The following is a 24,215-nucleotide window of genomic DNA, read 5'->3' on the forward strand; positions in this document are numbered from 1 at the left end:
GAGCTCGCGAACCGGGTCGCGCGCACCGATGAGTTTTGCGCGCCGGGCCGGTCCGTACGCGTGAGACCGACTCACGAAAGGCCGGCGCCATGCGGAAACTGATCTACGGCATGAACCTGTCCCTGGACGGCTACATCGCCGCACCCGGCGACGACATCGGCTGGAGCGTGCCGAGCGACGAGCTGTTCCAGTTCTGGTCCGACCGGTTGGAGGCGACCGACCTGGCGCTGTACGGGCGCAAGCTGTGGCAGACGATGAGCTCCTACTGGCCGACCGGCGACCGGCAGCCCGGCGCCACCCCGGCGGAGATCGAGTACGCGCGCCGCTGGCGGGACATGCCGAAGGTGGTGTTCTCGTCGACGATCGACAAGGTCGACTGGAACACCCGCCTGGTCACCGGCGACGCGGTCGCCGAGATCACCCGGCTCAAGGCCCAGGACGGCGGCCCGATGGACATCGGCGGCGCGACGCTCGCCGGGGCGACCATGCGCGCCGGACTGATCGACGAGTACGTGCTGGCCACCGCGCCGGTCCTGGTGGGCGGCGGCACGCCGTTCTTCACCGCGCTGGACAGCTGGGTGAACCTGAACCTGGTGGAGACGCGGAGGTTTCCCTGCGGCGTGATCCTGACCAGGTACGAAACGAGGCGCTGACCGCCCGTCCGGCAGCCACGGTCTTTGGGCGCCGCGGGTGACACCAGGGGAGCCGGATCGATCGTGCCGCGCACGCGACCCGCGGCTCAGGTCTGGGCCATGTCCACGAAGCGCGAGTAGTGGCCCTGGAAGGCGACGGTGATCGTCGCCGTGGGGCCGTTACGGTGCTTGGCGACGATCAGGTCGGCCTCTCCCGCGCGGGGGGACTCCTTCTCGTAGGCGTCCTCGCGGTGCAGCAGGATGACCATGTCGGCGTCCTGCTCGATGGAGCCGGACTCTCGCAGGTCCGAGACCATCGGCTTCTTGTCGGTGCGCTGCTCCGGACCACGGTTCAGCTGGGAGAGCGCGATGACCGGGATCTCCAGCTCCTTGGCCAGGAGCTTGAGGTTACGGGACATGTCCGAGACCTCCTGCTGCCGGCTCTCGGCACGCTTGGAACCGCCGGACTGCATCAGCTGGAGGTAGTCGATGACGACCAGCCGCAGGTCGTTGCGCTGCTTCAGCCGGCGGCACTTGGCCCGGATCTCCATCATCGACAGGTTCGGGGAGTCGTCGATGTAGAGCGGTGCCGCGGAGACGTCCGGCATCCGGCGGGCCAGGCGGGTCCAGTCCTCGTCGGTCATCGTGCCGGAGCGCATGTGGTGGAGCGCGACCCGGGCCTCGGCGGACAGCAGTCGCATCGCGATCTCGTTGCGGCCCATTTCGAGGGAGAAGATCACGCTGGGCAGGTTGTGCTTGATCGCCGCGGCGCGGGCGAAGTCCAGCGCGAGCGTCGACTTACCCATGGCGGGACGCGCGGCGATGACGATCATCTGGCCCGGGTGCAGACCGTTGGTAAGCGCGTCGAAGTCGGTGAAGCCGGTCGGGACACCGGTCATCTCGCCGCTGCGCGAGCCGATGGCCTCGATCTCGTCGAGGGCGCCTTCCATGATGTCGCCCAGCGGCAGGTAGTCCTCGCTGGTGCGCTGCTCGGTGACCGCGTAGATCTCGGCCTGGGCGCGGTTGACGATCTCGTCGACGTCGTCGTCGGCCGCGTATCCCATCTGCGTGATCCGGGTGCCGGCCTCGACGAGGCGGCGCAGGACCGCGCGCTCGTGGACGATCTCCGCGTAGTACTCGGCGTTGGCCGCGGTCGGCACTGTCTGCACGAGGGTGTGCAGATATGCGGCGCCGCCCACCTTGTTGATCTCACCGCGCTTGGTCAGTTCGGCGGCGATGGTGATCGGGTCGGCCGGCTCGCCCTTGGCATAGACGTCCAGGATGGCCTGGTAGATCGTCTCGTGGGCGGGCTTGTAGAAGTCGTGGCCCTTGAGGATCTCGACGACGTCGGCGATGGCGTCCTTGGAGAGCAGCATGCCGCCCAGGACGGACTGCTCGGCGTTAAGGTCCTGCGGCGGCACCCGTTCGAAGGCCGGACCTCCGCCGTCCCACGCGCCGTTCTCACTGCCGCGGTCGTGCTGCTCGTCCCGGCCTCGGCCGCCGTCCGGACGACGGCGGGAGGGCAGGCGATCGCTGGGACCGCTGTCGGCCCACGGATCGTCCAAGGGCTCGGAAATGCTCACCGAGCCACCTCCTCCCGTCCGCGGAACGGACCTCGCCGTGCCCCTCAGTTCTACGGCACGGCACTGACAAATCGAGAAGCCCAACTCCGCTTGCCGGGCGCCGGTTTTGTCATGGTTTCCCGGCCGCCGGACGGAGCGGGCGCCGGACCACGGTAGGCCCCTCGCCACCGTCAGCCAATCTGGTTATCCACAGGCCATGTGGACGACGGGCCCGATGCTGTGGAGAACTGCCCGAAACCTGTGCACGACCCGGTGGACAGCCCTGTGAACAAGAACTCGCGTGACCCGCCGGAACGCCTCTGACCTGGGGTTTTCACATCCACCGGCTGTGCAGAAGAAAAACTTCCCCGGTCGGACCAAGATCACTTCGCACGGTGCACGGGAACGCACACCGTGAGACGCAAAGTAAGAGTCACTAAGCCTTTGCATCACTTACCTGTGGACGATTAGATTGGTGCTCATGACACAGGCTCCCGCGACCCCCAGAACGGTCCGGCGACAGCACGATCGGGAGATCGTCGCGCTGGCCGTCCCCGCCTTCGGCGCACTGGTCGCCGAGCCCTTGTTCGTCCTGGCCGACAGCGCGATCGTCGGCCATCTCGGAACGGCCCAGCTCGCCGGTCTCGGCGTCGCCTCCGCCCTCCTCACGACGGCGGTGAGCGTCTTCGTCTTCCTCGCCTACGCCACCACCGCCGCCGTCGCCCGCCGCGTGGGCGCCGGCGAACTGCGGGCCGCCATCCGTCAGGGCATGGACGGCATCTGGCTGGCCCTCCTGCTGGGCGCCGGCGTCATCGCCACCGTCCTCCCCACCGCCCCCGCGCTGGTCGGCCTCTTCGGCGCCTCCGACACAGCGGCCCCCTACGCGACCACCTATCTGCGGATCTCCGCGCTCGGCATCCCCGCGATGCTCGTCGTCCTCGCGGCGACCGGCGTCCTGCGCGGACTCCAGGACACCAGGACACCGCTGTACGTCGCCGTCGCCGGCTTCGTCGCCAACGGCGCCCTCAACGCGGGCCTCGTCTACGGCGCCGACCTCGGCATCGCGGGCTCCGCCTGGGGAACCGTCATCGCCCAGTGGGGCATGGCCACCGCCTATCTCGTGGTGGTCGTCCGCGGTGCGCGCCGCCACGGGGCCTCGCTGCGCCCCGACGCCGCCGGGATCAAGGCCTCCGCCCAGGCGGGCGTCCCCCTGCTGGTGCGCACGCTCTCCCTGCGCGCGATCCTGATGATCGCCACCGCTGTGGCGGCCCGGCTCGGCGACGCCGACATCGCCGCCCACCAGATCATCCTGTCGCTGTGGAGCCTGCTCGCCTTCGCCCTCGACGCCATCGCCATCGCCGGTCAAGCCATCATCGGGCGCTATCTCGGCGCCGGGGACGCCCAGCGCGCGCGTGACGTCTGCCGGCGCATGGTGCAGTGGGGCATAGCCGTCGGCTTTCTGCTGGGCCTGCTCGTGATCGTGTCCGGTCCGCTCTTCCTGCCCCTGTTCACCAGCGACTCCGCCGTGAAGGACGCCGCGCTCCCCGCTCTGCTGGTGGTAGCCCTCTCCCAGCCGGTCAGCGGAGTCGTCTTCGTCCTGGACGGTGTCCTCATGGGCGCAGGCGACGGACCGTACCTCGCCTGGGCCATGGTGCTCACCCTTGCCGTCTTCACTCCGGTGGCTTTGCTCGTCCCCAGCCTCGGCGGCGGACTCACCGCCCTGTGGCTCGCGATGACCCTGATGATGACCGTCCGGATGCTCACGCTGTGGGTCCGCACGCGCTCGGGCCGCTGGCTCGTGACGGGAGCGACGCGCTGACGGCAGGGGACGCGCCGACGGGGCTGGGGGTGCGCTGATGGCGAGAGCAACGCCTCGGCGGCGGCTGCTCCACGGCCCGTTTCACGTGAAACGAGCAGTTCCACGTGAAACCACCCGTGCCGCAGTACCGACCCAGCACCACCCGAACACATACGAAGAGGGGCCGCACCCAGCACGGGTGCGGCCCCTCTCTCAGCTGTTCGAGCCGAGCGCAGCGATCAGGCCGCGACGACCTCGATGTTGACCTTGGCGGCAACCTCGGGGTGCAGACGCACGGACGTCTCGTGGGCGCCCAGGGTCTTGATCGGCGTGCCGAGCTCGATGCGGCGCTTGTCGACCTCGGGGCCACCGGCAGCCTTGATCGCCGAAGCGATGTCGGCCGGGGTGACGGAGCCGAAGAGACGACCGGCGTCGCCGGAGCGGACGGCCAGGCGGACCTTGACGCCCTCGAGCTGGGCCTTCACAGCGTTGGCCTGCTCGATGGTCTGAATCTCGTGGATCTTGCGAGCACGACGGATCTGCTCGACGTCCTTCTCGCCACCCTTGGTCCAGCGGATAGCGAACTTCCGCGGGATCAGGTAGTTGCGAGCGTAGCCGTCCTTGACGTCGACGACATCGCCGGCGGCACCGAGGCCGGAGACCTCGTGGGTGAGGATGATCTTCATGAGTCGGTCACCCTTCCCTTAGCGCGCGGTGGACGTGTAGGGCAGCAGCGCCATCTCACGGCTGTTCTTGACGGCCGTGGCGACGTCACGCTGGTGCTGCGTGCAGTTGCCGGTCACGCGGCGGGCACGGATCTTGCCGCGGTCGGAAATGAACTTCCGCAGCATGTTCGTGTCCTTGTAGTCCACGTACGTGACCTTGTCCTTGCAGAACGCGCAGACCTTCTTCTTAGGCTTGCGCACAGGCGGCTTCGCCATGGTGATTCTCCTGTGTGATCAAGAAGTTGGGGTGCGAGCCCGCCCTTAGAAGGGAGGCTCGTCCGAGTAGCCGCCACCGCCGCCGGAGCCGCCGCCCCAGCCGCCGCCCTGGTTGCCACCGGCGGGAGCGCCGGTCGCCCACGGGTCGTCGGCGGGAGCGCCGCCACCCTGCTGGCCGCCACCGGGGCCGCCGCCCCAGCCGCCGCCCTGCTGGCCGCCGCCACCGCCGCCGTAACCGCCGCTCTGGCCACCCCGGCCGCTGGTCTTGGTGACCTTGGCCGTGGCGTTGCGCAGGCTGGGGCCGACTTCCTCGACGTCCAGCTCGAAGACCGTGCGCTTGACACCCTCACGGTCCTCGTACGACCGCTGCTTCAGCCGGCCCTGCACGATGACGCGCATGCCCCGCTGAAGGGACTCGGCGACGTTCTCGGCCGCCTGGCGCCAGACCGAGCAGGTCAGGAAGAGGCTCTCGCCGTCCTTCCACTCGTTGGTCTGACGGTCGAAGGTGCGGGGAGTGGACGCGACACGGAACTTCGCGACCGCCGCACCGGAGGGGGTGAAGCGCAGCTCGGGGTCGTCGACAAGATTGCCGATGACCGTGATGACGGTCTCGCCTGCCATGGGGGAACCTCTCGGCGGGTTTGCTGCTGCTGGCTGCTGGTGGTGCTACTCGAGTCCCGAGATCAGCTGAGCGGGAGAGCTCAGTGGGTCTCGGGGCGGAGGACCTTGGTCCGGAGGACCGACTCGTTCAGGTTCATCTGGCGGTCGAGCTCCTTGACGACCGCAGGCTCGGCCTGCAGGTCGATGACCGAGTAGATGCCCTCGGGCTTCTTCTTGATCTCGTACGCGAGACGACGACGGCCCCAGGTGTCGACCTTCTCGACCTTTCCGCCACCGTCACGGACGACAGAAAGGAAGTTCTCGATCAGCGGGGAGACAGCGCGCTCCTCGAGATCGGGGTCGAGGATGACCATCACCTCGTAGTGACGCATGTGGAACCCACCTCCTTTGGACTCAGCGGCCACGGTCGTTCCGTGGCAGGAGGGTTGTGATGCGTACGCAACGGTATCGGCCGCCACTGACAATCAGGGGTCGGTGAGCGGCATCCCAGGTGGGCCGGGTGTTAGCTCCTGGCGAGCCTGGGCAGACACCGGTGCAGACGGTACAGACTACCCGCACACCGGCTTCCGGTTGAAATCCGGTCGCGGAGGCGGTCAGTCTGTACACATCGGGTGTGTATGGCGCTACAGTGCGCCGTTTTCCGCAAGGAGGTGCCCACATGGCACAGGCATTGCGACCCAACACCGCCGGTTCCCTCTTCGCCACCGACGACAGGCCCCACCCCGTCCAGGACGCCCTGATGGCGGTGACCCTGGTACTGGGCGTGGTCTCGTTCGTCACGGCGCAGTTCCCCAGCCTGCATCTGCTGAGCTCCTGGACCGGTCTGGTGGGGATCTTCACCGGCGCGTACGGCCAGTGGATCTCGGAAACGACCCGCGAACGCTTCGGGCTGATCCTGGGCCTCGGTGCCTCCGGGCTCGGCTTCTTCCTCGGCATGGCGCACGGCGGCCTCTTCGGCTGAGGCCCCGGCCGCACCGGCACCTCGTCCCCGCCCCGGCAGCCGTCTGGCCGGGGCGAAGGTGCCGTACGCCCAATCGGGCCGCTTCCCGGGCGCAGTAGGCTTCGGCGCTAGAGCCGGAGCCCCTGTACCCATGGGGACACACCAGCCCGAGGAGCGCCCCGAATGAGCCTGACCCTGAGGACCATCAGTCGCGAGCAGCATCTGGCCTACATCCAGAGCCTGCCGGCGGCGAGCCACATGCAGGTCCCGGCCTGGGCAGACGTCAAGGCGGAGTGGCGTTCGGAGAATCTCGGCTGGTTCGACGAGCGCACCGGCGAGCTGGTCGGCGTGGGCCTTGTCCTCTACCGTCAGCTGCCGAAGATCAAGCGCTACCTGGCCTATCTCCCCGAGGGCCCGGTCATCAACTGGTTCGCGCCGAACCTCGAGGACTGGATGCAGCCGATGCTGGCGCACCTGAAGCAGCAGGGCGCCTTCTCCGTGAAGATGGGCCCGCCGGTGATCATCCGGCGCTGGGAGGCCGCTTCCATCAAGCAGGGCATCCAGAACCCGGACGTGAAGCGCCTGCGGGACATCGAGGCGGACTTCATCGAGCCGCGCGCCTTCGAGGTGGCCGACAAGCTGCGCCGGATGGGCTGGCAGCAGGGCGAGGACGGCGGCGCCGGCTTCGGTGACGTGCAGCCCCGCTACGTCTTCCAGGTGCCGCTGGCCAACCGGTCCCTGGAAGAGGTGCACAAGAACTTCAACCAGCTGTGGCGCCGCAACATCAAGAAGGCTGAGAAGGCCGGGGTCGAGGTCGTCCAGGGCGGCTACCACGACCTGGAGGAGTGGCAGCGGCTGTACGAGATCACGGCGGTGCGCGACAAGTTCCGGCCCCGCCCGCTGTCGTACTTCCAGCGCATGTGGACGGCCCTCAACAGCGAGGACCCCAACCGCATGCGGCTGTACTTCGCGCGGCACAACGGGGTGAACCTGTCGGCGGCGACGATGCTGATCGTCGGCGGCCACGTCTGGTACTCCTACGGCGCCTCCGACAACATCGGCCGTGAGGTCCGGCCCTCGAACGCGATGCAGTGGCGGATGCTGCGCGACGCCTACGCGCTCGGCGCCACCGTCTACGACCTGCGGGGCATCTCCGACTCGCTGGACGAGTCCGACCACCTCTTCGGCCTCATCCAGTTCAAGGTGGGCACCGGCGGCCAGGCCGCCGAGTACCTCGGCGAGTGGGACTTCCCGCTGAACAAGCTGCTCCACAAGGCGCTCGACATCTACATGTCGCGCCGCTGAGCGCGGGGCGTTTGCTTCCATAGCTCCGACAGCTTCCATACCTCTGATACACCGCAGCCACGAGAAAGGTTCCAGGTCCGGCCATGGCGCTCACGCTCTACGTCGACACCGCGCGCTGGCGGGCGCACCACAAGCACGTGCAGGAGCAGTTCCCGGGGCTGGTCCCGGTCTGCAAGGGCAACGGCTACGGCTTCGGGCACGAGCGGCTGGCGGAGGAGGCCACACGGCTGGGCGCCGACATGCTCGCCGTCGGCACCACGTACGAGGCCGCGCGGATCAAAGACTGGTTCAGCGGCGACCTGCTGGTGCTGACGCCGTACCGGCGCGGCGAGGAGCCGGTGCCGCTGCCCGACCGGGTCGTGCGGTCGGTGTCGTCGGTCGACGGCGTGTACGGCCTGGTGGGTGCCCGCGTCGTCATCGAGGTGATGTCCTCGATGAAGCGGCACGGCATCAACGAGCAGGACCTGCCGCAGCTGCACGCCGCGATCGAGAACGTCCGCCTGGAGGGCTTCGCGATCCACCTGCCGCTGGACCGCACCGACGGCTCGGACGCCGTCGAGGAGGTCATCGGCTGGATGGACCGGCTGCGCGCCGCCCGGCTGCCGCTGCACACGATGTTCGTCAGCCACCTCAAGGCCGATGAACTCGCCCGCCTCCAGCAGCAGTTCCCGCAGACGCGGTTCCGCGCGCGCATCGGCACGCGCCTGTGGCTGGGCGACCACGAGGCCACGGAGTACCGCGGTGCCGTCCTCGACGTCACCCGCGTCTCCAAGGGCGACCGCTTCGGCTACCGGCAGCAGAAGGCCGCCTCCGACGGCTTCCTGGTCGTCGTGGCGGGCGGAACGTCGCACGGGGTGGGTCTGGAGGCCCCGAAGGCGCTGCACGGCGTCATGCCGCGCGCCAAGGGCGTGGCCCGCGCGGGTCTCGCCACGGTGAACCGGAACCTTTCTCCGTTCGTCTGGGGCGGCAAGCAGCGCTGGTTCGCCGAGCCGCCGCACATGCAGGTGTCCATCCTGTTCGTGCCGGCCGACGCCCCGGAGCCGAAGGTCGGGGACGAGCTGGTGGCCCATCTGCGGCATACCACCACCCAGTTCGACCGGCTCGTGGACCGCTGAGCACCGGAGCAACCGAGCACCCGGGGGCGCGCCCCCGCAGACCGCATGAAGGCCGTACGCGCAGGAATCCCGCGTACGGCCTTCTGCGTGCCCGCCTCTGCGTGCCCGCCTCTGCGTGCCCGCCCCTGTCTGGCGCCTCTGCGCGCCGCTTCTGCGCCGTCCTGTTCGCTCAGGGCGAACCGCCGGCCTCCTTGGAAGCGCCCCACTCCACCTGCGCACCCGACGCGCCCTCGAAGTGCGCCGCGTGGCGGGGCGGATGGGCCGCGGCACCGAGCACGAAGACGTCCTCCGCGCCGTCGAGCACGCCTCCGGAGGGATCGTCGTCACCGTCACGGCGCACCACGTCCCGTTCGGGCATGAGGATGTCGCGGACCACGACGGCGCACAGATACAGCGTGCCGAGCAGATGCACGCCGATCGCCCAGTGGTAGCCGTCGGTCGGCAGTCCCTTGTGGGCGTCGCCGCTGGTCGTGTACGCGAGGTACATCCAGATGCCCAGGAAGTACATGACCTCGCAGGCCTGCCAGATGAGGAAGTCCCGCCACTTGGGCCGGGCCAGCGCGGCGAGCGGCACCAGCCACAGCACGTACTGCGGCGAGTAGACCTTGTTGGTGAGGATGAAGGCCGCCACGATCAGGAACGCCAGCTGGGCGAAGCGAGGCCGGCGCGGGGCGGTGAGGGTGAGCGCCGCGATGCCCACGCAGCACAGCAGCATCAGCAGCGTGGCGAGGGTGTTGACGGTCTCGGTGCTGAGCGGGTCACTGGAGTTCTGCGCGAGGATCAGCCAGAAGGAGCCGAAGTCCACGCCGCGTTCCTGGCTGAACCGGTAGAACTTCGACCAGCCCTCGAAGGCGAAGAGCATGACCGGTCCGTTCACCACCACCCAGGCGAGGACCGCGCCCCCCAGTGCCTTCCCGAAGTCCCGCCACCGGCCCGCCCGCCAGCACAGCACGAACAGCGGACCGAGCAGGAAGACGGGATAGAGCTTGGCGGCCGTGGCGAGCCCCAGGAGGACACCGAAGGCGAGCGAGCGGCCCCGCGCCCACATCAGCATCGCGGCGGCCGTCAGGGCGACGGCCAGCAGGTCCCAGTTGATGGTGGCGGTCAGCGCGTAGGCGGGCGCCAGGGCGACCAGCAGACCGTCCCAGGGGCGCCGGGCATGCGTACGGGTCACGCAGACGGCGATGACGGCAGCGCAGACCATCAGCATCCCGGCGTTGACCATCCAGTACCACTGCTCCTGGTGCTGGATGCTGCCGTCACCCGGCGTGAGCCAGGCGGCGACCTCCATGAAGACACCGGTGAGCACCGGGTACTCCAGGTACTCCATGTCGCCGGGGAGCCGGTCGAAGTACGGCACGAGACCGTCGGCGAATCCACGCCCCTGGTAGAGGTGCGGGATGTCCGAGTAGCACGCGTGCGTGTACTGCGAGCTGGCGCCGAAGAACCAGGCCCCGTTGTAGCAGGGCGCCTTCTGGACCAGTCCGAGGGCGAACACGCCGATCGCCACGAGCGCGATCACCCGCACGGGAGTCCACCAGGACGTCCCGAGCAGGGCGCGCCGCCCGATGGGGCCGCCGATCAGCTCGCTGCCGGCCGCAGCGACCTCGTCGGCCTTCGTCGGCCGTACCGGGTCCGGCTCCTGCGCGCTCGTCTGCGTCGTTTCTGCACTGGGCATGGGGCACATCCTGCCGTACGCGGCTGAGGATCCACGGTGACGTCGGCCGCTGAGAGGGCCAGGGAGAGAAAAGTGCCCCTGTTTCACGTGAAACGAAGTGTTTCACGTGAAACAGGGGCACAAGCCGCGCTCAGGGAGAGCCGTGACGGCCGGCGTCACTCGGTCTCTGTGCCTCCGAAGAACCCTCCGTTGCCGTTGCCGCCGTTGCCATTGCCACCGGTGCCGGATGTCTGACTGACGCTGGGCGCGGGCGAGACATCGCCCTCACCACCGCCGGGATCGCCGGGGCCGCCGTTGTCGTTGCACCAGCCGAAGGCGCAGCTCTCGCTCGGCGACGCGCTCGGAGTCGGCTCGGGCTCGGACGTGCTGGGCGAGGGGCTGGGCTCCTCGGTCACGGTCTCGCTCGGCGTCGCGGTGACCGACGGCGTCGGGGACGGGGCACCGACCTGGTCGATGACCTCTCCGATCGGTGAGGGCTCGGGGAAGCCGGGATCCGACTCGCCCTTCAGCGCCACCTTCATGTATTCGGTCCACACCTCGGTGGGGATGTCACCGCCGTGGATGGAGTCCTTGCCGGCCGTGCCGTTCATGGAGAGCAGCGCGTGGCTCTTGGGGTTCTCACGGAACATCGCCACCGCGGTCGACAGCTGCTGGGTGTAGCCGACGAACCAGGCGGACTTGTTCTCGTCGGTGGTACCGGTCTTGCCGGCCGCCGTACGCCCCAGGGCCTTGGCGTTCTGGGCCGTGCCATTTTCGATGACGTTCTCGAGGACCTTCGTGACGTTGTTCGCCACGTTCGCGGGGATCGCTTCCTTGACCGCGGGCTTGTCGAAGCCCGGAAGCGGCTGGCCGCCCCGCTTGACCTGCTTCACCGAGTACGGATCGACCTGCTTGCCGGAGGCCGCGAACGTCGCGTACGCGTCTGCCATGCGGATCGCGCTGGGGGTGGAGGTGCCGAGCGCGAACGACGGGTTGGTCTCGGAGAAGCTCTGCTTCAGGATGCCCGCCTGCTGAGCAACGTCCCGCACATTCTCCATGCCGACGTCGACGCCGAGCTGCACGAACGGGGTGTTCACGGACTGCTCCATCGCCTTGTGCAGGGTGATGTAGCCCCAGGGATGGTCGCTCTCGTTCTCCTGGTAGAAGAGCGAGTTGTCTTCCTTGAGGTAGTAGCTGCCGTCCGGCTTCTGCACCTTGAGGTGGTCGTTGCCGTTGTACTTGCTCATGGGCGAGATGCCGACACCGTCGCTCTTGTACGTGCCGTACTGCATGGCCGCGGCGAGTACGAACGGCTTCCACGTCGAACCGACGGGGACACCCGAGGTGTCCGCGTTGTTGTTGAAGTGGCCCTTCTCGTAGCCGGCGCCGCCGTAGAGGGCGACGATCGCCCCGTCGTTGGGCTTCACCGACGCGGCACCGAACTGGACGTGCTGGTCCAGCTTCCGCTTCGGGTCCAGGCGCTCCTTCTCGATCTTCTTGACGGCCTTGGCCAGCGCCTCGACCTTGCCCCGCTCGAATGTCGTGTAGATCTGGTAACCGCCCTGATCGAACTGGGCCTCGGTGATGTCGCTGTGGGCCAGCACGTACTTCTTGGCGGTGTCGACCAGGTAGCTGATCTGGCCGGTCATGCCCTTGATCGCCTTGCGGCCCTGGGGCTCGGGGTACTCGCTGACGGCCTCCTGGTACCTGGCGTCCGAGAGGTGGCCGTCCTTGTTCATCTCCCCGAGGATCCAGCGCCACCGCTTCTCGGACCGCTCCCGGTTCGCGTCCGGGGTCGCCGACGAGTCGAGCCCCTCGTTGCCGGCCGGGTCGTAGTACGTCGGTCCCTTCAGCAGGGCCGCGAGGAAGGCGCACTCGCTGGCGCTGAGGTCCGTGGCGTCCTTGCCGTAGTACGTCTGCGCGGCGGCCTGGATGCCGTACGCGCCCCGCCCGTAGTACGAGGTGTTCAGGTAGCCCTGAAGGATGTCGCGCTTGTCGAGCTTCGTCCCCACCTTGATCGAGATGAACATCTCCTTGAACTTCCGGGAGACGGTCTGTTCCTGGCTCAGGTAGGTGTTCTTGACGAACTGCTGGGTGATCGTGGATCCGCCCTGGGTGTCACCGCCCGTGGCCATGTTGGCCAGGGCGCGGGCGATACCCATCGGATCGACGCCGGAGTCCTCGTAGAACGTCTTGTTCTCGGCGGAGATGACCGCCCACTGCATGTCCTTCGGGATCTGGTCGAAGGAGATGTTCTGCCGGTTCTCGCCGGAGCCGGTCGCGACCATCTGCTTGCCGTCGGCCCAGTAGTAGACGTTGTTCTGGGACAGCGCGGCGGCGTTCTCCTCGGTGGGGATGCCCACCATCGCGTAACCGATGCCGGCGACGGCGACCAGGCTGCCGAAGAAGGCCAGGCAGAGACCGGAGATCAGCTTCCAGGAGGGCACCCAGCGCTCCCAGCCGTACTTGCCGGAGCGCGGGTAGTCGATGAACCGCTTCCGGTCGGAGGCGGCGGCCCGCCCCCGCCCGCGTCCGGGCCCGTTCGGTCCGCCGGGTCCGCGTCGCCCGTTCTCGGGAGCTCTGCGGCGGCTGCCGGAACCCCTCTGCGCTGCCCGCCGGGCCTCGGCGCGGCTACTGTACGACCGTTCCTCGCCTCCCGGCGCGTGAGAACCCGACCCATAGGTGTCGGATGGAGATCCGGTGGCGCCTCGCGGTGCCGCTCGGCGGCCGGAGGACGAGCCGGACTGGCCGCGTCGGGCCGCGGCACGTCCGCCTCCCTGCGGCTGCGGCGGTTTGCGACGGTGCTCGCTCATCGAACGATTACTCCTCGGGCAGGCGCACCCTTGCGCGCCTGGAAACGGCGGCTGGTTTCCGGTCCCCCCGAAGTACGGATGTGGCCGGTTCCGCATTCACCCGTACTGCACCAGGGACGGGGACGCCCCCGGACGCAACTCGGTTCCCGGTGGTGTGCATGCCGCACAGACTACGCAGCGGCAAAACCCGCCGAGCCCCGAAGTTCACCCCAAAACAGGCAACTCGGCTCCAACGAAACGGTGATGTGACGCCGCTCACGATTCCCCCTCTTGTCGCACGGGAGGGGTCGTTCTATCGTGCTGATGTATCGAGTCGATACATCAGCACGACATAAAGACCGTGACGGTGCGACCGCGGAAGAGAGGAGGCGATCATGAGCCGGCGTTCCGGGATCCTCGAGTTCGCCGTACTCGGCCTGCTCCGCGAATCTCCGATGCACGGCTATGAGCTGCGCAAACGACTCAATACGTCACTGGGTGTGTTCCGCGCGTTCAGCTACGGGACGCTCTACCCCTGCCTCAAGACGCTGGTCGCAAACGGCTGGTTGATCGAAGAACCGAGCCAGGACGCCGAGGAGGCGCCGGCCGCCCCGCTCACGGGCCGGCGCGCCAAGATCGTCTACCGGTTGACGGCGGAGGGCAAAGAGCACTTCGAACAGCTGCTCTCGCAGACCGGCCCCGACGCGTACGAGGACGAGCACTTCGCCGCGCGGTTCGCCTTCTTCGGGCAGACGTCGCGCGATGTACGCATGCGCGTGCTGGAGGGCCGCCGCAGCCGGCTGGAGGAGCGCCTGGAGAAGATGCGCGCCTCCCTGGCGCGCACCCGCGAGCGCCTCGACGACTACACCCTTGAGCTCCAGCGCCACGGCATGGAGTCCGTGGAGCGCGAAGTGCGCTGGCTGAACGAGCTCATCGAGAGCGAGCGGGCAGGGCGGGACCTTCGGGGTTCCCCCTCCGGGGAGCCCGCTCAGCAGGACACCACATCTGGAGCGCCGGGCGGCCTGCCCCGGCCCGGGGACGACACCCGGCCGGATACGCCCGACGACACCGCCACGTGAGACCCCCGTCAGGGCCTCACCGAGTACACACAGGGAGCAACCGGAATGGGTTCGGTTCGCGTAGCCATCGTCGGCGTGGGCAACTGCGCCGCGTCGCTGGTGCAGGGAGTCGAGTACTACAAGGACGCCGACCCGGCGTCCAAGGTCCCCGGCCTGATGCACGTGCAGTTCGGCGACTACCACGTCCGTGACGTGGAGTTCGTCGCCGCGTTCGATGTCGACGCGAAGAAGGTCGGCCTCGACCTCGCGGACGCCATCGGCGCCTCCGAGAACAACACCATCAAGATCTGCGACGTGCCCCGCACCGGCGTGACCGTCCAGCGCGGCCACACCCTCGACGGCCTCGGCAAGTACTACCGCCAGACCATCGAGGAGTCCGCCGAGGAGCCGGTCGACGTCGTCCAGGTCCTCAAGGACAAGCAGGTCGACGTCCTCGTCTGCTACCTGCCGGTCGGCTCCGAGGACGCGGCGAAGTTCTACGCCCAGTGCGCCATCGACGCCAAGGTGGCCTTCGTCAACGCCCTCCCGGTCTTCATCGCCGGCACCAAGGAGTGGGCGGACAAGTTCACCGAGGCGGGCGTCCCGATCGTCGGTGACGACATCAAGTCCCAGGTCGGCGCCACCATCACGCACCGCGTCATGGCGAAGCTGTTCGAGGACCGCGGTGTCATCCTGGACCGCACCATGCAGCTGAACGTCGGCGGCAACATGGACTTCAAGAACATGCTCGAGCGCGAGCGCCTGGAGTCCAAGAAGATCTCCAAGACGCAGGCCGTCACCTCGCAGATCCCCGACCGGGACCTCGGCGAGAAGAACGTCCACATCGGCCCGTCCGACTACGTCGCCTGGCTCGACGACCGCAAGTGGGCCTACGTCCGCCTCGAGGGCCGCGCCTTCGGTGACGTCCCGCTGAACCTGGAGTACAAGCTCGAGGTCTGGGACTCCCCGAACTCCGCCGGTGTCATCATCGACGCCCTGCGCGCCGCGAAGATCGCCAAGGACCGCGGCATCGGCGGCCCGATCCTGTCGGCGTCCTCGTACTTCATGAAGTCCCCGCCGGTCCAGTACTTCGACGACGAGGCCCGCGAGAACGTCGAGAAGTTCATCAAGGGCGAGGTCGAGCGCTAGCGAGACCCAGCGGCTCCGCGCTGACGCACGCGACCCTGTGGGTGGTGAAGGGTCCCCGAGGCACTGCGCCCGGGGACCCTCCCCATATGTGAGGCTGACCCCATGGCCGTCGTACGTGATCTGCGCGTCCTGCTCCGCTTCCGGAACTTCCGGCGCCTGCTCGCCGTACGACTGCTCTCCCAAGGCGCCGACGGCGTCTACCAGGTCGGCCTCGCCACGTACGTCGTCTTCTCCCCGGAGAAACAGGCCTCACCCGCCGCGATCGCCTCCGCCATGGCGGTGCTGCTGCTCCCGTACTCCCTGGTGGGCCCGTTCGCGGGCGTGCTCCTCGACCGCTGGCGCCGCCGCCAGGTCTTCCTCTACGGCAATGTGCTGCGCGCCTTGCTGGCCACGGGCACCGCGCTGCTGATGACCAGCCACGTCCCGGACTGGCTCTTCTACGTCTCCGCCCTCTGTGTCACCGCCGTCAACCGCTTCGTGCTCTCCGGCCTGTCCGCCGCGCTGCCGCGCGTGGTCGACGCCGAGCGACTGGTGATGGCCAACTCCCTCTCCCCGACCGCCGGTACCCTGGCCGCGACCGCGGGCGGCGGCCTCGCCTTCGTCGTACGGCTGGCCGGGTCCGACTCCGACGCGGCGGTGGTGCTGCTGGGCGCCGCGCTGTACCTGTGCGGCGCCGCCGCCTCCCTCCGCATGCACCGTGACCTGCTGGGGCCGGATCCCGAGCAGGTCCGTCCCCGCCTGGGGGCGGCTCTGTCCGGCACCCTGCGCGACCTCCGGGCGGGCGTGCGGCATCTCGCCGGCCCCGCCCGCCGGGAGGCCGCCTGGGCACTGGCGTCGATGACGCTGATGCGCTTCTGCTACGGCGCGCTCACGGTCATGCTGCTGATGCTCTGCCGGTACGCGCTGACGTCGGACACCGACGACGGACTCGCCCTGCTGGGGCTGGCGCTCGGCGTGTCCGGTGCCGGGTTCTTCGTCGCCGCCGTGCTGACGCCCTGGGCCGCCGGACGGCTCGGCCCCGGCCGCTGGATCGTCGTCTGCGCGGCTGCGGCCGCCGTCCTGGAGCCGGCCCTGGGACTGCCCTTCGCCACCGGCCCGCTCCTCGTGGCGGCCTTCGTGCTCGGGCTGACCACCCAGGGCGCGAAGATCGCGACGGACACCGTCGTCCAGTCCTCGGTCGAGGACGGCTTCCGCGGCCGGACCTTCTCCGTCTACGACGTCCTGTTCAACGTCGCCTTCGTCGGAGCGGCCGGCGTGGCCGCCCTGATGCTGCCCCCGGACGGCCGCTCCACGGCACTGGTGGTCCTGGTCGCTCTGACCTACGCGACGGTTGCGGTGGCTATGGCCCGCTTTGAGCGCCGCTAAGTGTCACATCAAGGCCACAGACCCGCTCCTTGGTATGGCGATGTCAGTGGTGGCCGATACCTTACGTGGGTCTTATTCGATCTTTATGCGCGTCGTTCTTCCGCGTCACGCACCCAGTTTCCAGGGGGATCCCCAAGTGACCACTTCGCCGCCCCAGGGCAACCCGTTCGCGCAGGGCCAGCCCCAGGGGCAGAACCCGTACGGCCAGCAGCCCGGCTTCCCGCAGCAGGGCGCCGCGCCCTACGCCCCCGTTCCGGAGCAGCCCCGCCGCAAGCTCACCTTCAAGACGATCAAGAACATCGTCATCGTGATCGCGGTCGCCTCCGTGGCCATCGGCGGCTTCATAGCCAGCCGGGACGACGCCAACACCGCAGCCGTCGGTGACTGCATGCACCGCGGCAGCACCGACGACAACAACCCGGACCTTGAGGTTGTCGACTGCAAGGACGCCAAGGCCGAGTTCGTCGTGCTGGCGAAGGTCGAGGGCTCGTACTCCGCGCTCACCGCCGAGTCCGCGTGTTCCAAAGAGGCCAAGGACTTCCAGTACTCGTACACCGAGTCCGGTGACGGCAGCGACTTCCTGCTCTGCCTGAAGGATTACAAGAAGTAAGGCGGGCAGCGAGAGGGGCGATGTTTCACGTGGAACATCGCCCCTCTTCACATCCGGGAGTCCCGGTGAGTGCTCTGCGGAGGTCGTGTTTCACGTGAAACACGACCTCTTTTCACACCCTCAGCTTCGCTCGGCCCACCACTCCTTGAGCGCCGCGACCGCCTCGTCGTGCCCCATCGGCCCGTTCTCCAGGCGCAGCTCCAGCATGTGCTTGTAGGCCTGGCCGACCTCGGGGCCCGGCTTGATGCCCAGGATCTCCATGATCTGGTTGCCGTCGAGGTCGGGCCGGATCGCGTCCAGCTCCTCCTGCTCCTGGAGCTGGGCGATGCGCTCCTCCAGACCGTCGTACGCCCTGGACAGCGCGGCGGCCTTGCGCTTGTTCCGCGTCGTGCAGTCCGAGCGGGTCAGCTTGTGCAGCCGCTCCAGGAGATGGCCCGCGTCCCGGACGTAGCGGCGTACCGCCGAGTCGGTCCACTCTCCCGTGCCGTAGCCGTGGAAGCGCAGGTGCAGCTCCACCAGCCGGGAGACGTCCTTGATCAACTCGTTGGAGTACTTCAGCGCGGTCATGCGCTTCTTGGTCATCTTCGCCCCGACCACCTCGTGGTGGTGGAACGAGACGCGGCCGTCCTTCTCGAAGCGGCGGGTGCGCGGCTTGCCGATGTCGTGCAGCAGCGCCGCCAGCCGGAGCGTCAGGTCCGGACCGTTCTCCTCCAGCGCGATCGCCTGCTCCAGGACGATCAGCGTGTGCTCGTAGACGTCCTTGTGCCGGTGGTGCTCGTCGCTCTCCAGACGCAGGGCCGGCAGCTCGGGCAGCACATACCCGGCCAGGCCGGTGTCCACGAGCAGCGTGAGTCCCTTGCGCGGGTGTGCGGAGAGGATGAGCTTGTTCAGCTCGTCCCGCACCCGCTCGGCCGAGACGATCTCGATCCGCCCGGCCATCTCCGTCATCGCCGTGACGACCTCGGGAGCCACCTCGAAGTCGAGCTGCGCGGCGAAACGCGCGGCCCGCATCATCCGCAGCGGATCATCCGAGAAGGACTCCTCGGGCGTCCCCGGGGTGCGCAGCACCCGCGCCGCGAGATCGTCGAGTCCGCCGTGCGGGTCGATGAACGTCTTCTCCGGCAGGGCCACCGCCATCGCGTTGACGGTGAAGTCACGCCGGACGAGGTCCTCCTCGATGGAGTCTCCGTACGAGACCTCCGGCTTGCGGGACGTCCGGTCGTAGGCCTCCGACCGGTAGGTGGTCACCTCGATCTGGTAACCGTCCTTCTGCGCCCCGACCGTGCCGAAGGCGATGCCGACGTCCCAGACGGCGTCCGCCCAGGGCCGCACGATCTTCAAAACGTCCTCGGGGCGGGCGTCGGTCGTGAAGTCCAGGTCGTTGCCGAGCCGGCCGAGCAGCGCGTCCCGGACCGAGCCGCCGACCAGGGCGAGAGAGAACCCGGCCTCCTGGAAACGGCGAGCGAGGTCATCGGCGACCGGGGCGACCTGCAGCGGCTCGGTCACCGCACGGTCCTGCTCCTGGGTCACGGCGCTGGTGGTTTCTTCCTTGGCGTTCGGCACAACAGAAGAGGGTACGTGGCCTGGGGCACCGCGGGCGCGCCGATTGTTCCCGCCCGGACCTGGCCGCCGATACCCGCCCAAAGCAAGCCCTTGCGACGTACTCCAGCGCTCCCCTCGATACGTACACATTAGGGGCGGCGGCCCCAGTTCCCCGATCTTGTGGCACGGTCCGCGGCACTTCCCCTCAGCGCGCATCGTTACCATGCGTGGACGCACATTCCGACGACCACTGACGACGACGAGGGACGGGCGAGCGCGTGGCCGAGGCGGCAGACATCCAGGGGACGTGTCCCTCACCTGCCCGCCGGCGGCTGCTGCGCGCCGGAGCACTGCTGGCGGGGGCACCCCTGCTGGCCGGCTTCTGCCAGCTGTCCGCCGCGCCGACCGCGGACGCCGCCGCCCGGACCACCGCGAAGGCCGCCTCCGGCTCACGCACGGTGGCCGTCGCCCTCGACTCGTTCAGCCCGGCCGCCCCCACGGACGGTGACACGCTCACCGTCTCCGGCACGGTGACCAACAAGGGCAAGGAGACGATTACCGACGCCCATGTGGACCTGCGGGTGGGCGAGGAGCTGACCACCCGCTCGGGGATCGACACCGCCGCCAAGAACGGCGCTTACGTTCCGGGATCCGACGGCAGGGAAGTCGGCGGGGACTACACCCAGGAGTTCGACAAGCTCACCCCGGGCGTCTCCGAGCACTTCAGCATCTCGGTGCCGGTCGACGAGCTGGACCTCGGTGACGAGGGCGTCTACTCGTTCGGTGTCTCGCTGACCGGCGAGACCGCCTCGCGGCCCTGGGACGAGGTGCTGGGCTTCCAGCGGACCTTCCTGCCCTGGCAGCCCGACGAGGCGGAGCCGAGGACCAGAACGACGTTCCTGTGGCCGCTGGTCTCCACGGCGCACATGACGGCCGAGACCGGCTCCAACGAGCAGCAAACGCCGGTCTTCCTCAACGAGGACCTCGCCGCTGAGATCTCCCCCGGCGGCCGGCTGGCGCAGATGGTGGCGCTCGGCAAGGACCTGGACGTCACCTGGGTGATCGACCCGGACCTGCTGGCCTCCGTCGACGCGATGACGCGCAGCTACGAGGTGCGGGCCGGCGACGACACCGTCCCGGGCAACCGGCAGGCGGTCGCCAACCAGTGGCTCGCCGAGCTGCAGAAGGCGGTGGCCGGCAAGGAGGTCGTTGCGCTGCCCTACGCCGATCCGGATCTCGCCTCCCTCGCCCACCACGGCACGGACGTCACCGGCTCGCTGAGCCAGTACAAGGCGGCCACGGATGTCGCCGCCACCACCGTCGAGTCGATCCTCCACGTGCAGCCGAGCACCGACTTCGCCTGGCCCGTCGACGGTGCGATCGACCCGTCGATCGTCAAGGTCGCCACCTCCGCAGGTGCCGACCGGGTCATCACGCGCAGCGACAGCCTCGAGGAGAGCGGCGCGCTGCCGTACACGCCGTCCGCGGCCCGCCCCATCGGCGGCGGCACCACCGCGGTCGTCGCGGACGCCCGGCTGTCCACCGCCTTCGAGGCGGATCTGACGAAGGCGTCCGCGGGCACACTCGCCGTGCAGCGGTTCCTCGCGCAGAGCCTCGCCGTGAACCAGCAGACGGACAAGCAGCGCAGCATCGTCGTCGCCCCGCAGCGCATGCCGAGCGCGAGCCAGGCACGGGCGATGGCACAGGCCATCACGGCTCTCCAGGGCGGCACCTGGACCGAGACGCAGGAGCTGAGCGCCGCCGCCGAGGCCAAGCCGGACGCCCGGGCCACCAGGAAGGTGCCGCCCGCCTCGGCGTACCCGTCGGCGCTGCGCAAGCGGGAACTGCCCCGTGAGGCGTTCGAGCAGATCGCGACCACACAGGACAAGCTCGACGACTTCCGGGTGATCCTCTCCTTCCCGCTGCGCGTGGCGACGCCGTTCGGGCGGGCCATAAACCGGGAGATGTCCACGTCGTGGCACGGCCGTGCCGCCGAGGCGCAGAGCTACCGCGACGGCGTCGAGGACTACCTCGACGACCTCGCCAAGCAGGTCAAGCTGATCGACAAGTCGGAGACCAAGCTCTCCGGCCGCAGCGCCACCATCCCGGTGACCGTGCAGAACAACCTGGTGCAGGGCGTCGACAACCTGGTGCTGCGGCTCACCTCTACCAGCCCCACGCGCCTGGAGATCGGCGGCAAGGCCTACGCCGAGCAGCGCGTCTCCGTCTCCGGGGGGCACAGCCAGTCGGTGAAGTTCGACACCTCCGCCAACGCCAACGGCCGGGTGACGGTGATCGCCCAGCTGTTCACCGAGGACGGGCAGCCGTACGGCGAGGCCGTCCAGTTCGACGTGAAGGTCACCGAGATCACGGCCACCGTGATGCTCGTCATCGGCGGCGGCGTGCTGCTGCTGGTCCTCGCCGGCTTCCGGATGTACACCCAGCGCAAGCGGGCGGCCGCCCGGCAGGCCGAGGAGGACGGTCAGGACCCGGCGGACGCGGCGGCGGGGGCGACGAAGGACACGTCGGCTGACGCATCGGCGGACGCGGTGACGGGCGGCACGGCGGACGCGCGGCACTCCGCGGGCACGCCCGAGAACCCGGAAGACCCCGAGGACCGTCACACGGAGGAGTCGGGCACCCGGCCCGGGGCAGGCGACCCGGAGCAGCCGAGTGACCCGGCACCGGACACCCCAGCGGAAAGCGCCGACCCGTCCGGCGCGGGTGAGAGAGTGGACCGTTGAGGATGTCGTGGCCGGTGGGCCCGGGACGATGAGGTGGGGTAAGCATGAACGCGCCGTACGACGGTGACCGCGGCCAGGCCGTGGGCAGCTCGGGCTTCCCCGAGGGCCCACCGCCCGAGCACGGCCAGGTGCCGCCGCAGCACCCGGCGGACATGTACCTCCAGGACGCCTACGAGCAGGACCCGTACCGGGCGCAGGACCTCACCGCCCAGGACCCGGTCGCCGAGGCGCTGTACGACCGCGCCGCGCACCCCCCGCCGCCCCCGGGCACGTACCCGCCGCCGCAGCAGCTGTACGCCCAGCCTCCGCAGTCGCCGTACGCCCCCGACCCGAACGTGTGGGCGCAGACCCCGGCACCCGAGCCGGACGGCGCCACCCAGTACCTGCCGTACGGCGACGACCCCCGCACCACCCAGTACGTCGGCGTCGACGACCTGGTCACCGAGGCCGGCGGGCAGCGCCACGAGCACGACGCCTTCGCCCACCTCTTCCGCGACCAGCAGCAGGGCACCGCGCGCCCGGCGACGGACCACCCGGGCGTGCCCGGACCGGCCGCCGCACCGGGCACCGGACACGAGCAGGGACACGGACAGGGACCGGCGCCGCAGTACCCCTCGCCCGGGCAGTACCAGGCGCAGGAGGGCCAGTACCCCGTACCCGAACAGCAGGAGCCCCAGGACCCGGCTCCGGCGCCCGCGGCTGCGGCCGCCGCCCCGAAGAAGGGCGGCCGCGCGGCCGGTCTGCTGAAGTCGAGCGCCGTGATGGCGGCGGGCACGATGGTCTCGCGCCTGACCGGGTTCATCCGCTCCGCGATGATCGTCTCGGCGCTGGGCGTCGGCCTGCTCGGCGACACCTTCCAGGTCGCCTACCAGCTGCCGACCATGATCTACATCCTGACCGTGGGCGGCGGCCTCAACTCCGTCTTCGTCCCGCAGCTGGTCCGGGCGATGAAGGAGGACGAGGACGGCGGCGAGGCCTACGCCAACCGGCTGCTGACCCTGGTCATGGTCGCCCTGGGCGCCCTCACCGTGCTCTCCGTCTTCGCCGCGCCGCTGCTGATCCGGCTGCTGTCCGACGCGGTCGCCAGCGATCCCGCGGCCAACGAGGTCGGCGTCACGTTCGTCAGCTACTTCCTGCCCTCGATCTTCTTCATGGGCATCCACGTGGTGATGGGCCAGATCCTCAACGCCCGTGGCCGCTTCGGCGCGATGATGTGGACGCCGGTCCTCAACAACATCGTCATCATCGTGACGCTCGGCATGTTCCTCTGGGTGTACGGCACCGCCGAGCACTCAGGCATGACCGTCACGAACATCCCGCCGGAGGGCCAGCGGCTCCTCGGCCTCGGCGTCCTGCTCGGCCTGGTCGTCCAGGCGCTGGCCATGATCCCGTACCTGCGCGAGACGGGGTTCCGGCTCCGACTGCGGTTCGACTGGAAGGGACACGGTCTGGGCAAGGCCGTGACCCTGGCCAAGTGGACCGTCCTGTTCGTCCTCGCCAACCAGGCGGGCGCCATCGTCGTGTCCCAGCTGTCCACCGCGGCGGGCAAGGACTCGCCCGTCGACGGCACCGGCTTCGCCGCCTACGCCAACGCGCAGCTCATCTGGGGTCTGCCGCAGGCCATCATCACGGTCTCCCTGATGGCGGCCCTGCTGCCACGGCTCTCGCGCTCCGCAGCCGAGGAGGACGCGGGCGCCGTCCGCGACGACATCTCCCAGGGCCTGCGGACGACGGCCGTGGCGATCGTGCCGATCGCCTTCGGCTTCCTCGCCCTCGGCATCCCCATGTGCACCCTGATGTTCGGCTCCTCCGGCACCGACGAGGCCACGAACATGGGCTACATGCTGATGGCCTTCGGCCTCGGCCTGATCCCGTACTCCGTGCAGTACGTCGTGCTGCGCGCCTTCTACGCCTACGAGGACACCCGGACCCCCTTCTACAACACGGTCATCGTCGCCGCGGTAAACGCGGGCGCGTCCGTGCTCTGTTACCTGCTGCTGCCCGCCCGCTGGGCCGTGGTCGGCATGGCCGCCTCGTACGGCCTGGCCTACGTCACCGGTGTCGGTGTCGCCTGGCGCAGGCTGCGCAAGCGGCTGGGCGGCGACCTCGACGGCTCGCGCGTGCTGCGGACGTACGCCCGGCTGAGCATCGCCTCGGTGCCGGCGGCCCTGCTGAGCGGGGCGGCCTGCTACGGCATCACCCAGGCCCTCGGCCAGGGCGCCCTCGGCTCCTTCGCCGCGCTGCTGGCCGGTGGGGCGGCACTGCTGGGCACCTTCTTCGTGGCCGCCCGGAGGATGCGCATCGAGGAGCTGAACTCGCTGGTCGGCATGGTGCGCGGCCGCCTCGGCCGCTGAGACGGGGGGCAGGGGCACAACCTTCGACCG

General features: G+C 69.3%; 19 protein-coding genes. 11 read left to right on the top strand and 8 right to left on the bottom strand.

The features are described 5' to 3' along the window. Window positions 1-89: 89 nt before the first annotated feature. Complete coding sequence (locus tag AB0K92_RS08190; protein ID WP_365920562.1) at window positions 90-653, top strand: dihydrofolate reductase family protein; 564 nt, start codon at window positions 90-92, stop codon at window positions 651-653. 86 nt (window positions 654-739) lie between these two features. Here AB0K92_RS08190 and dnaB read toward each other — a convergent pair whose 3' ends face one another. Continuing rightward, window positions 740-2,215, bottom strand: coding sequence for a replicative DNA helicase (gene dnaB, locus AB0K92_RS08195; RefSeq protein WP_365920564.1), 1,476 nt, complete (start codon window positions 2,213-2,215; stop codon window positions 740-742). Window positions 2,216-2,675: 460 nt separating this feature from the next. Here dnaB and AB0K92_RS08200 point away from each other — a divergent pair, with 460 nt between their 5' ends. Further along, on the top strand, window positions 2,676-4,013 hold the full coding sequence (locus AB0K92_RS08200) for an MATE family efflux transporter (RefSeq protein ID WP_365920566.1): 1,338 nt from the start codon (window positions 2,676-2,678) through the stop codon (window positions 4,011-4,013). 218 nt (window positions 4,014-4,231) lie between these two features. On the opposite strand, the gene rplI is transcribed toward AB0K92_RS08200, so the two are convergent. From rplI to rpsF, 4 genes are all read right to left on the bottom strand, one after another. Beyond that, window positions 4,232-4,678, bottom strand: a complete 447-nt coding sequence (rplI, locus tag AB0K92_RS08205; protein ID WP_166000401.1) for a 50S ribosomal protein L9 — start codon at window positions 4,676-4,678, stop codon at window positions 4,232-4,234. A gap of 18 nt (window positions 4,679-4,696) precedes the next feature. Further along, entirely contained in the window at window positions 4,697-4,933 is a 237-nt protein-coding gene (gene rpsR, locus AB0K92_RS08210; RefSeq protein WP_003949403.1) for a 30S ribosomal protein S18, read from the bottom strand. A 45-nt stretch (window positions 4,934-4,978) separates the two neighbouring features. Then, entirely contained in the window at window positions 4,979-5,554 is a 576-nt protein-coding gene (locus tag AB0K92_RS08215) for a single-stranded DNA-binding protein (protein ID WP_365920568.1), read from the bottom strand. An 80-nt stretch (window positions 5,555-5,634) separates the two neighbouring features. After that, window positions 5,635-5,925: a 30S ribosomal protein S6 gene (gene rpsF, locus AB0K92_RS08220; protein WP_014673750.1), complete on the bottom strand. Its 291-nt coding sequence runs from the start codon at window positions 5,923-5,925 to the stop codon at window positions 5,635-5,637. Window positions 5,926-6,212: 287 nt separating this feature from the next. On the opposite strand from rpsF, the gene AB0K92_RS08225 reads away from it, so the two are divergent. The 3 genes from AB0K92_RS08225 (at window position 6,213) to AB0K92_RS08235 (ending at window position 8,914) form a co-directional block, all read left to right on the top strand. Further along, window positions 6,213-6,515, top strand: a complete 303-nt coding sequence (locus tag AB0K92_RS08225) for a hypothetical protein (RefSeq protein WP_365920570.1) — start codon at window positions 6,213-6,215, stop codon at window positions 6,513-6,515. Between the two features lie 162 nt (window positions 6,516-6,677). Next, window positions 6,678-7,799, top strand: coding sequence for a peptidoglycan bridge formation glycyltransferase FemX (gene femX / locus AB0K92_RS08230; protein WP_365920572.1), 1,122 nt, complete (start codon window positions 6,678-6,680; stop codon window positions 7,797-7,799). Between the two features lie 83 nt (window positions 7,800-7,882). Next, window positions 7,883-8,914 (top strand): alanine racemase, encoded by a 1,032-nt coding sequence (locus AB0K92_RS08235; protein ID WP_166000409.1) that lies wholly within the window; start codon window positions 7,883-7,885, stop codon window positions 8,912-8,914. Between the two features lie 169 nt (window positions 8,915-9,083). On the opposite strand, the gene AB0K92_RS08240 is transcribed toward AB0K92_RS08235, so the two are convergent. After that, window positions 9,084-10,592, bottom strand: a complete 1,509-nt coding sequence (locus tag AB0K92_RS08240; protein WP_365920575.1) for a glycosyltransferase 87 family protein — start codon at window positions 10,590-10,592, stop codon at window positions 9,084-9,086. A gap of 155 nt (window positions 10,593-10,747) precedes the next feature. Continuing rightward, window positions 10,748-13,018: a transglycosylase domain-containing protein gene (locus AB0K92_RS08245; protein WP_365920577.1), complete on the bottom strand. Its 2,271-nt coding sequence runs from the start codon at window positions 13,016-13,018 to the stop codon at window positions 10,748-10,750. A gap of 740 nt (window positions 13,019-13,758) precedes the next feature. On the opposite strand from AB0K92_RS08245, the gene AB0K92_RS08250 reads away from it, so the two are divergent. From AB0K92_RS08250 to AB0K92_RS08265, 4 genes are all read left to right on the top strand, one after another. Next, a complete protein-coding gene (locus AB0K92_RS08250) occupies window positions 13,759-14,442 on the top strand; it encodes a PadR family transcriptional regulator (RefSeq protein ID WP_166000415.1) in 684 nt (227 codons plus the stop codon). 45 nt (window positions 14,443-14,487) lie between these two features. Further along, the gene (locus tag AB0K92_RS08255; protein WP_166000417.1) at window positions 14,488-15,570 is read left to right on the top strand and encodes an inositol-3-phosphate synthase; all 1,083 of its coding nucleotides are present in this window, start codon (window positions 14,488-14,490) and stop codon (window positions 15,568-15,570) included. 102 nt (window positions 15,571-15,672) lie between these two features. Further along, on the top strand, window positions 15,673-16,935 hold the full coding sequence (locus tag AB0K92_RS08260; protein WP_365920580.1) for an MFS transporter: 1,263 nt from the start codon (window positions 15,673-15,675) through the stop codon (window positions 16,933-16,935). 136 nt (window positions 16,936-17,071) lie between these two features. Further along, window positions 17,072-17,545 carry a hypothetical protein gene (locus AB0K92_RS08265; protein WP_365920582.1) on the top strand — a complete coding sequence of 158 codons (474 nt, stop codon included), beginning with the start codon at window positions 17,072-17,074 and terminating at the stop codon, window positions 17,543-17,545. A 120-nt stretch (window positions 17,546-17,665) separates the two neighbouring features. Here the strand turns inward: AB0K92_RS08265 and AB0K92_RS08270 are convergent, their stop codons facing one another. Next, window positions 17,666-19,108 carry a CCA tRNA nucleotidyltransferase gene (locus tag AB0K92_RS08270; protein ID WP_365920584.1) on the bottom strand — a complete coding sequence of 481 codons (1,443 nt, stop codon included), beginning with the start codon at window positions 19,106-19,108 and terminating at the stop codon, window positions 17,666-17,668. Between the two features lie 257 nt (window positions 19,109-19,365). Between AB0K92_RS08270 and AB0K92_RS08275 the strand changes: the two genes are divergently transcribed. Further along, window positions 19,366-21,831, top strand: coding sequence for a DUF6049 family protein (locus AB0K92_RS08275; RefSeq protein WP_365920586.1), 2,466 nt, complete (start codon window positions 19,366-19,368; stop codon window positions 21,829-21,831). 44 nt (window positions 21,832-21,875) lie between these two features. Next, the gene (gene murJ / locus AB0K92_RS08280) at window positions 21,876-24,185 is read left to right on the top strand and encodes a murein biosynthesis integral membrane protein MurJ (protein WP_365920588.1); all 2,310 of its coding nucleotides are present in this window, start codon (window positions 21,876-21,878) and stop codon (window positions 24,183-24,185) included. Window positions 24,186-24,215 lie beyond the last annotated feature (30 nt).

Origin of the sequence: Streptomyces sp. NPDC052687 (assembly GCF_040678395.1) — a bacterium.
GTDB lineage: Bacteria > Actinomycetota > Actinomycetes > Streptomycetales > Streptomycetaceae > Streptomyces.

Bases quoted from the DNA above. Each gene is read 5' to 3' on its own strand.
- rpsR (WP_003949403.1), bottom strand. From the start codon at position 4,933: ATGGCGAAGCCGCCTGTGCGCAAGCCTAAGAAGAAGGTCTGCGCGTTC.
- AB0K92_RS08260 (WP_365920580.1), top strand. From the start codon at position 15,673: ATGGCCGTCGTACGTGATCTGCGCGTCCTGCTCCGCTTCCGGAACTTC.
- AB0K92_RS08235 (WP_166000409.1), top strand. From the start codon at position 7,883: ATGGCGCTCACGCTCTACGTCGACACCGCGCGCTGGCGGGCGCACCAC.
- femX (WP_365920572.1), top strand. From the start codon at position 6,678: ATGAGCCTGACCCTGAGGACCATCAGTCGCGAGCAGCATCTGGCCTAC.
- murJ (WP_365920588.1), top strand. From the start codon at position 21,876: ATGAACGCGCCGTACGACGGTGACCGCGGCCAGGCCGTGGGCAGCTCG.
- AB0K92_RS08200 (WP_365920566.1), top strand. From the start codon at position 2,676: ATGACACAGGCTCCCGCGACCCCCAGAACGGTCCGGCGACAGCACGAT.
- AB0K92_RS08225 (WP_365920570.1), top strand. From the start codon at position 6,213: ATGGCACAGGCATTGCGACCCAACACCGCCGGTTCCCTCTTCGCCACC.
- rpsF (WP_014673750.1), bottom strand. From the start codon at position 5,925: ATGCGTCACTACGAGGTGATGGTCATCCTCGACCCCGATCTCGAGGAG.
- AB0K92_RS08250 (WP_166000415.1), top strand. From the start codon at position 13,759: ATGAGCCGGCGTTCCGGGATCCTCGAGTTCGCCGTACTCGGCCTGCTC.
- rplI (WP_166000401.1), bottom strand. From the start codon at position 4,678: ATGAAGATCATCCTCACCCACGAGGTCTCCGGCCTCGGTGCCGCCGGC.
- AB0K92_RS08190 (WP_365920562.1), top strand. From the start codon at position 90: ATGCGGAAACTGATCTACGGCATGAACCTGTCCCTGGACGGCTACATC.
- AB0K92_RS08215 (WP_365920568.1), bottom strand. From the start codon at position 5,554: ATGGCAGGCGAGACCGTCATCACGGTCATCGGCAATCTTGTCGACGAC.
- AB0K92_RS08240 (WP_365920575.1), bottom strand. From the start codon at position 10,592: ATGCCCAGTGCAGAAACGACGCAGACGAGCGCGCAGGAGCCGGACCCG.
- AB0K92_RS08255 (WP_166000417.1), top strand. From the start codon at position 14,488: ATGGGTTCGGTTCGCGTAGCCATCGTCGGCGTGGGCAACTGCGCCGCG.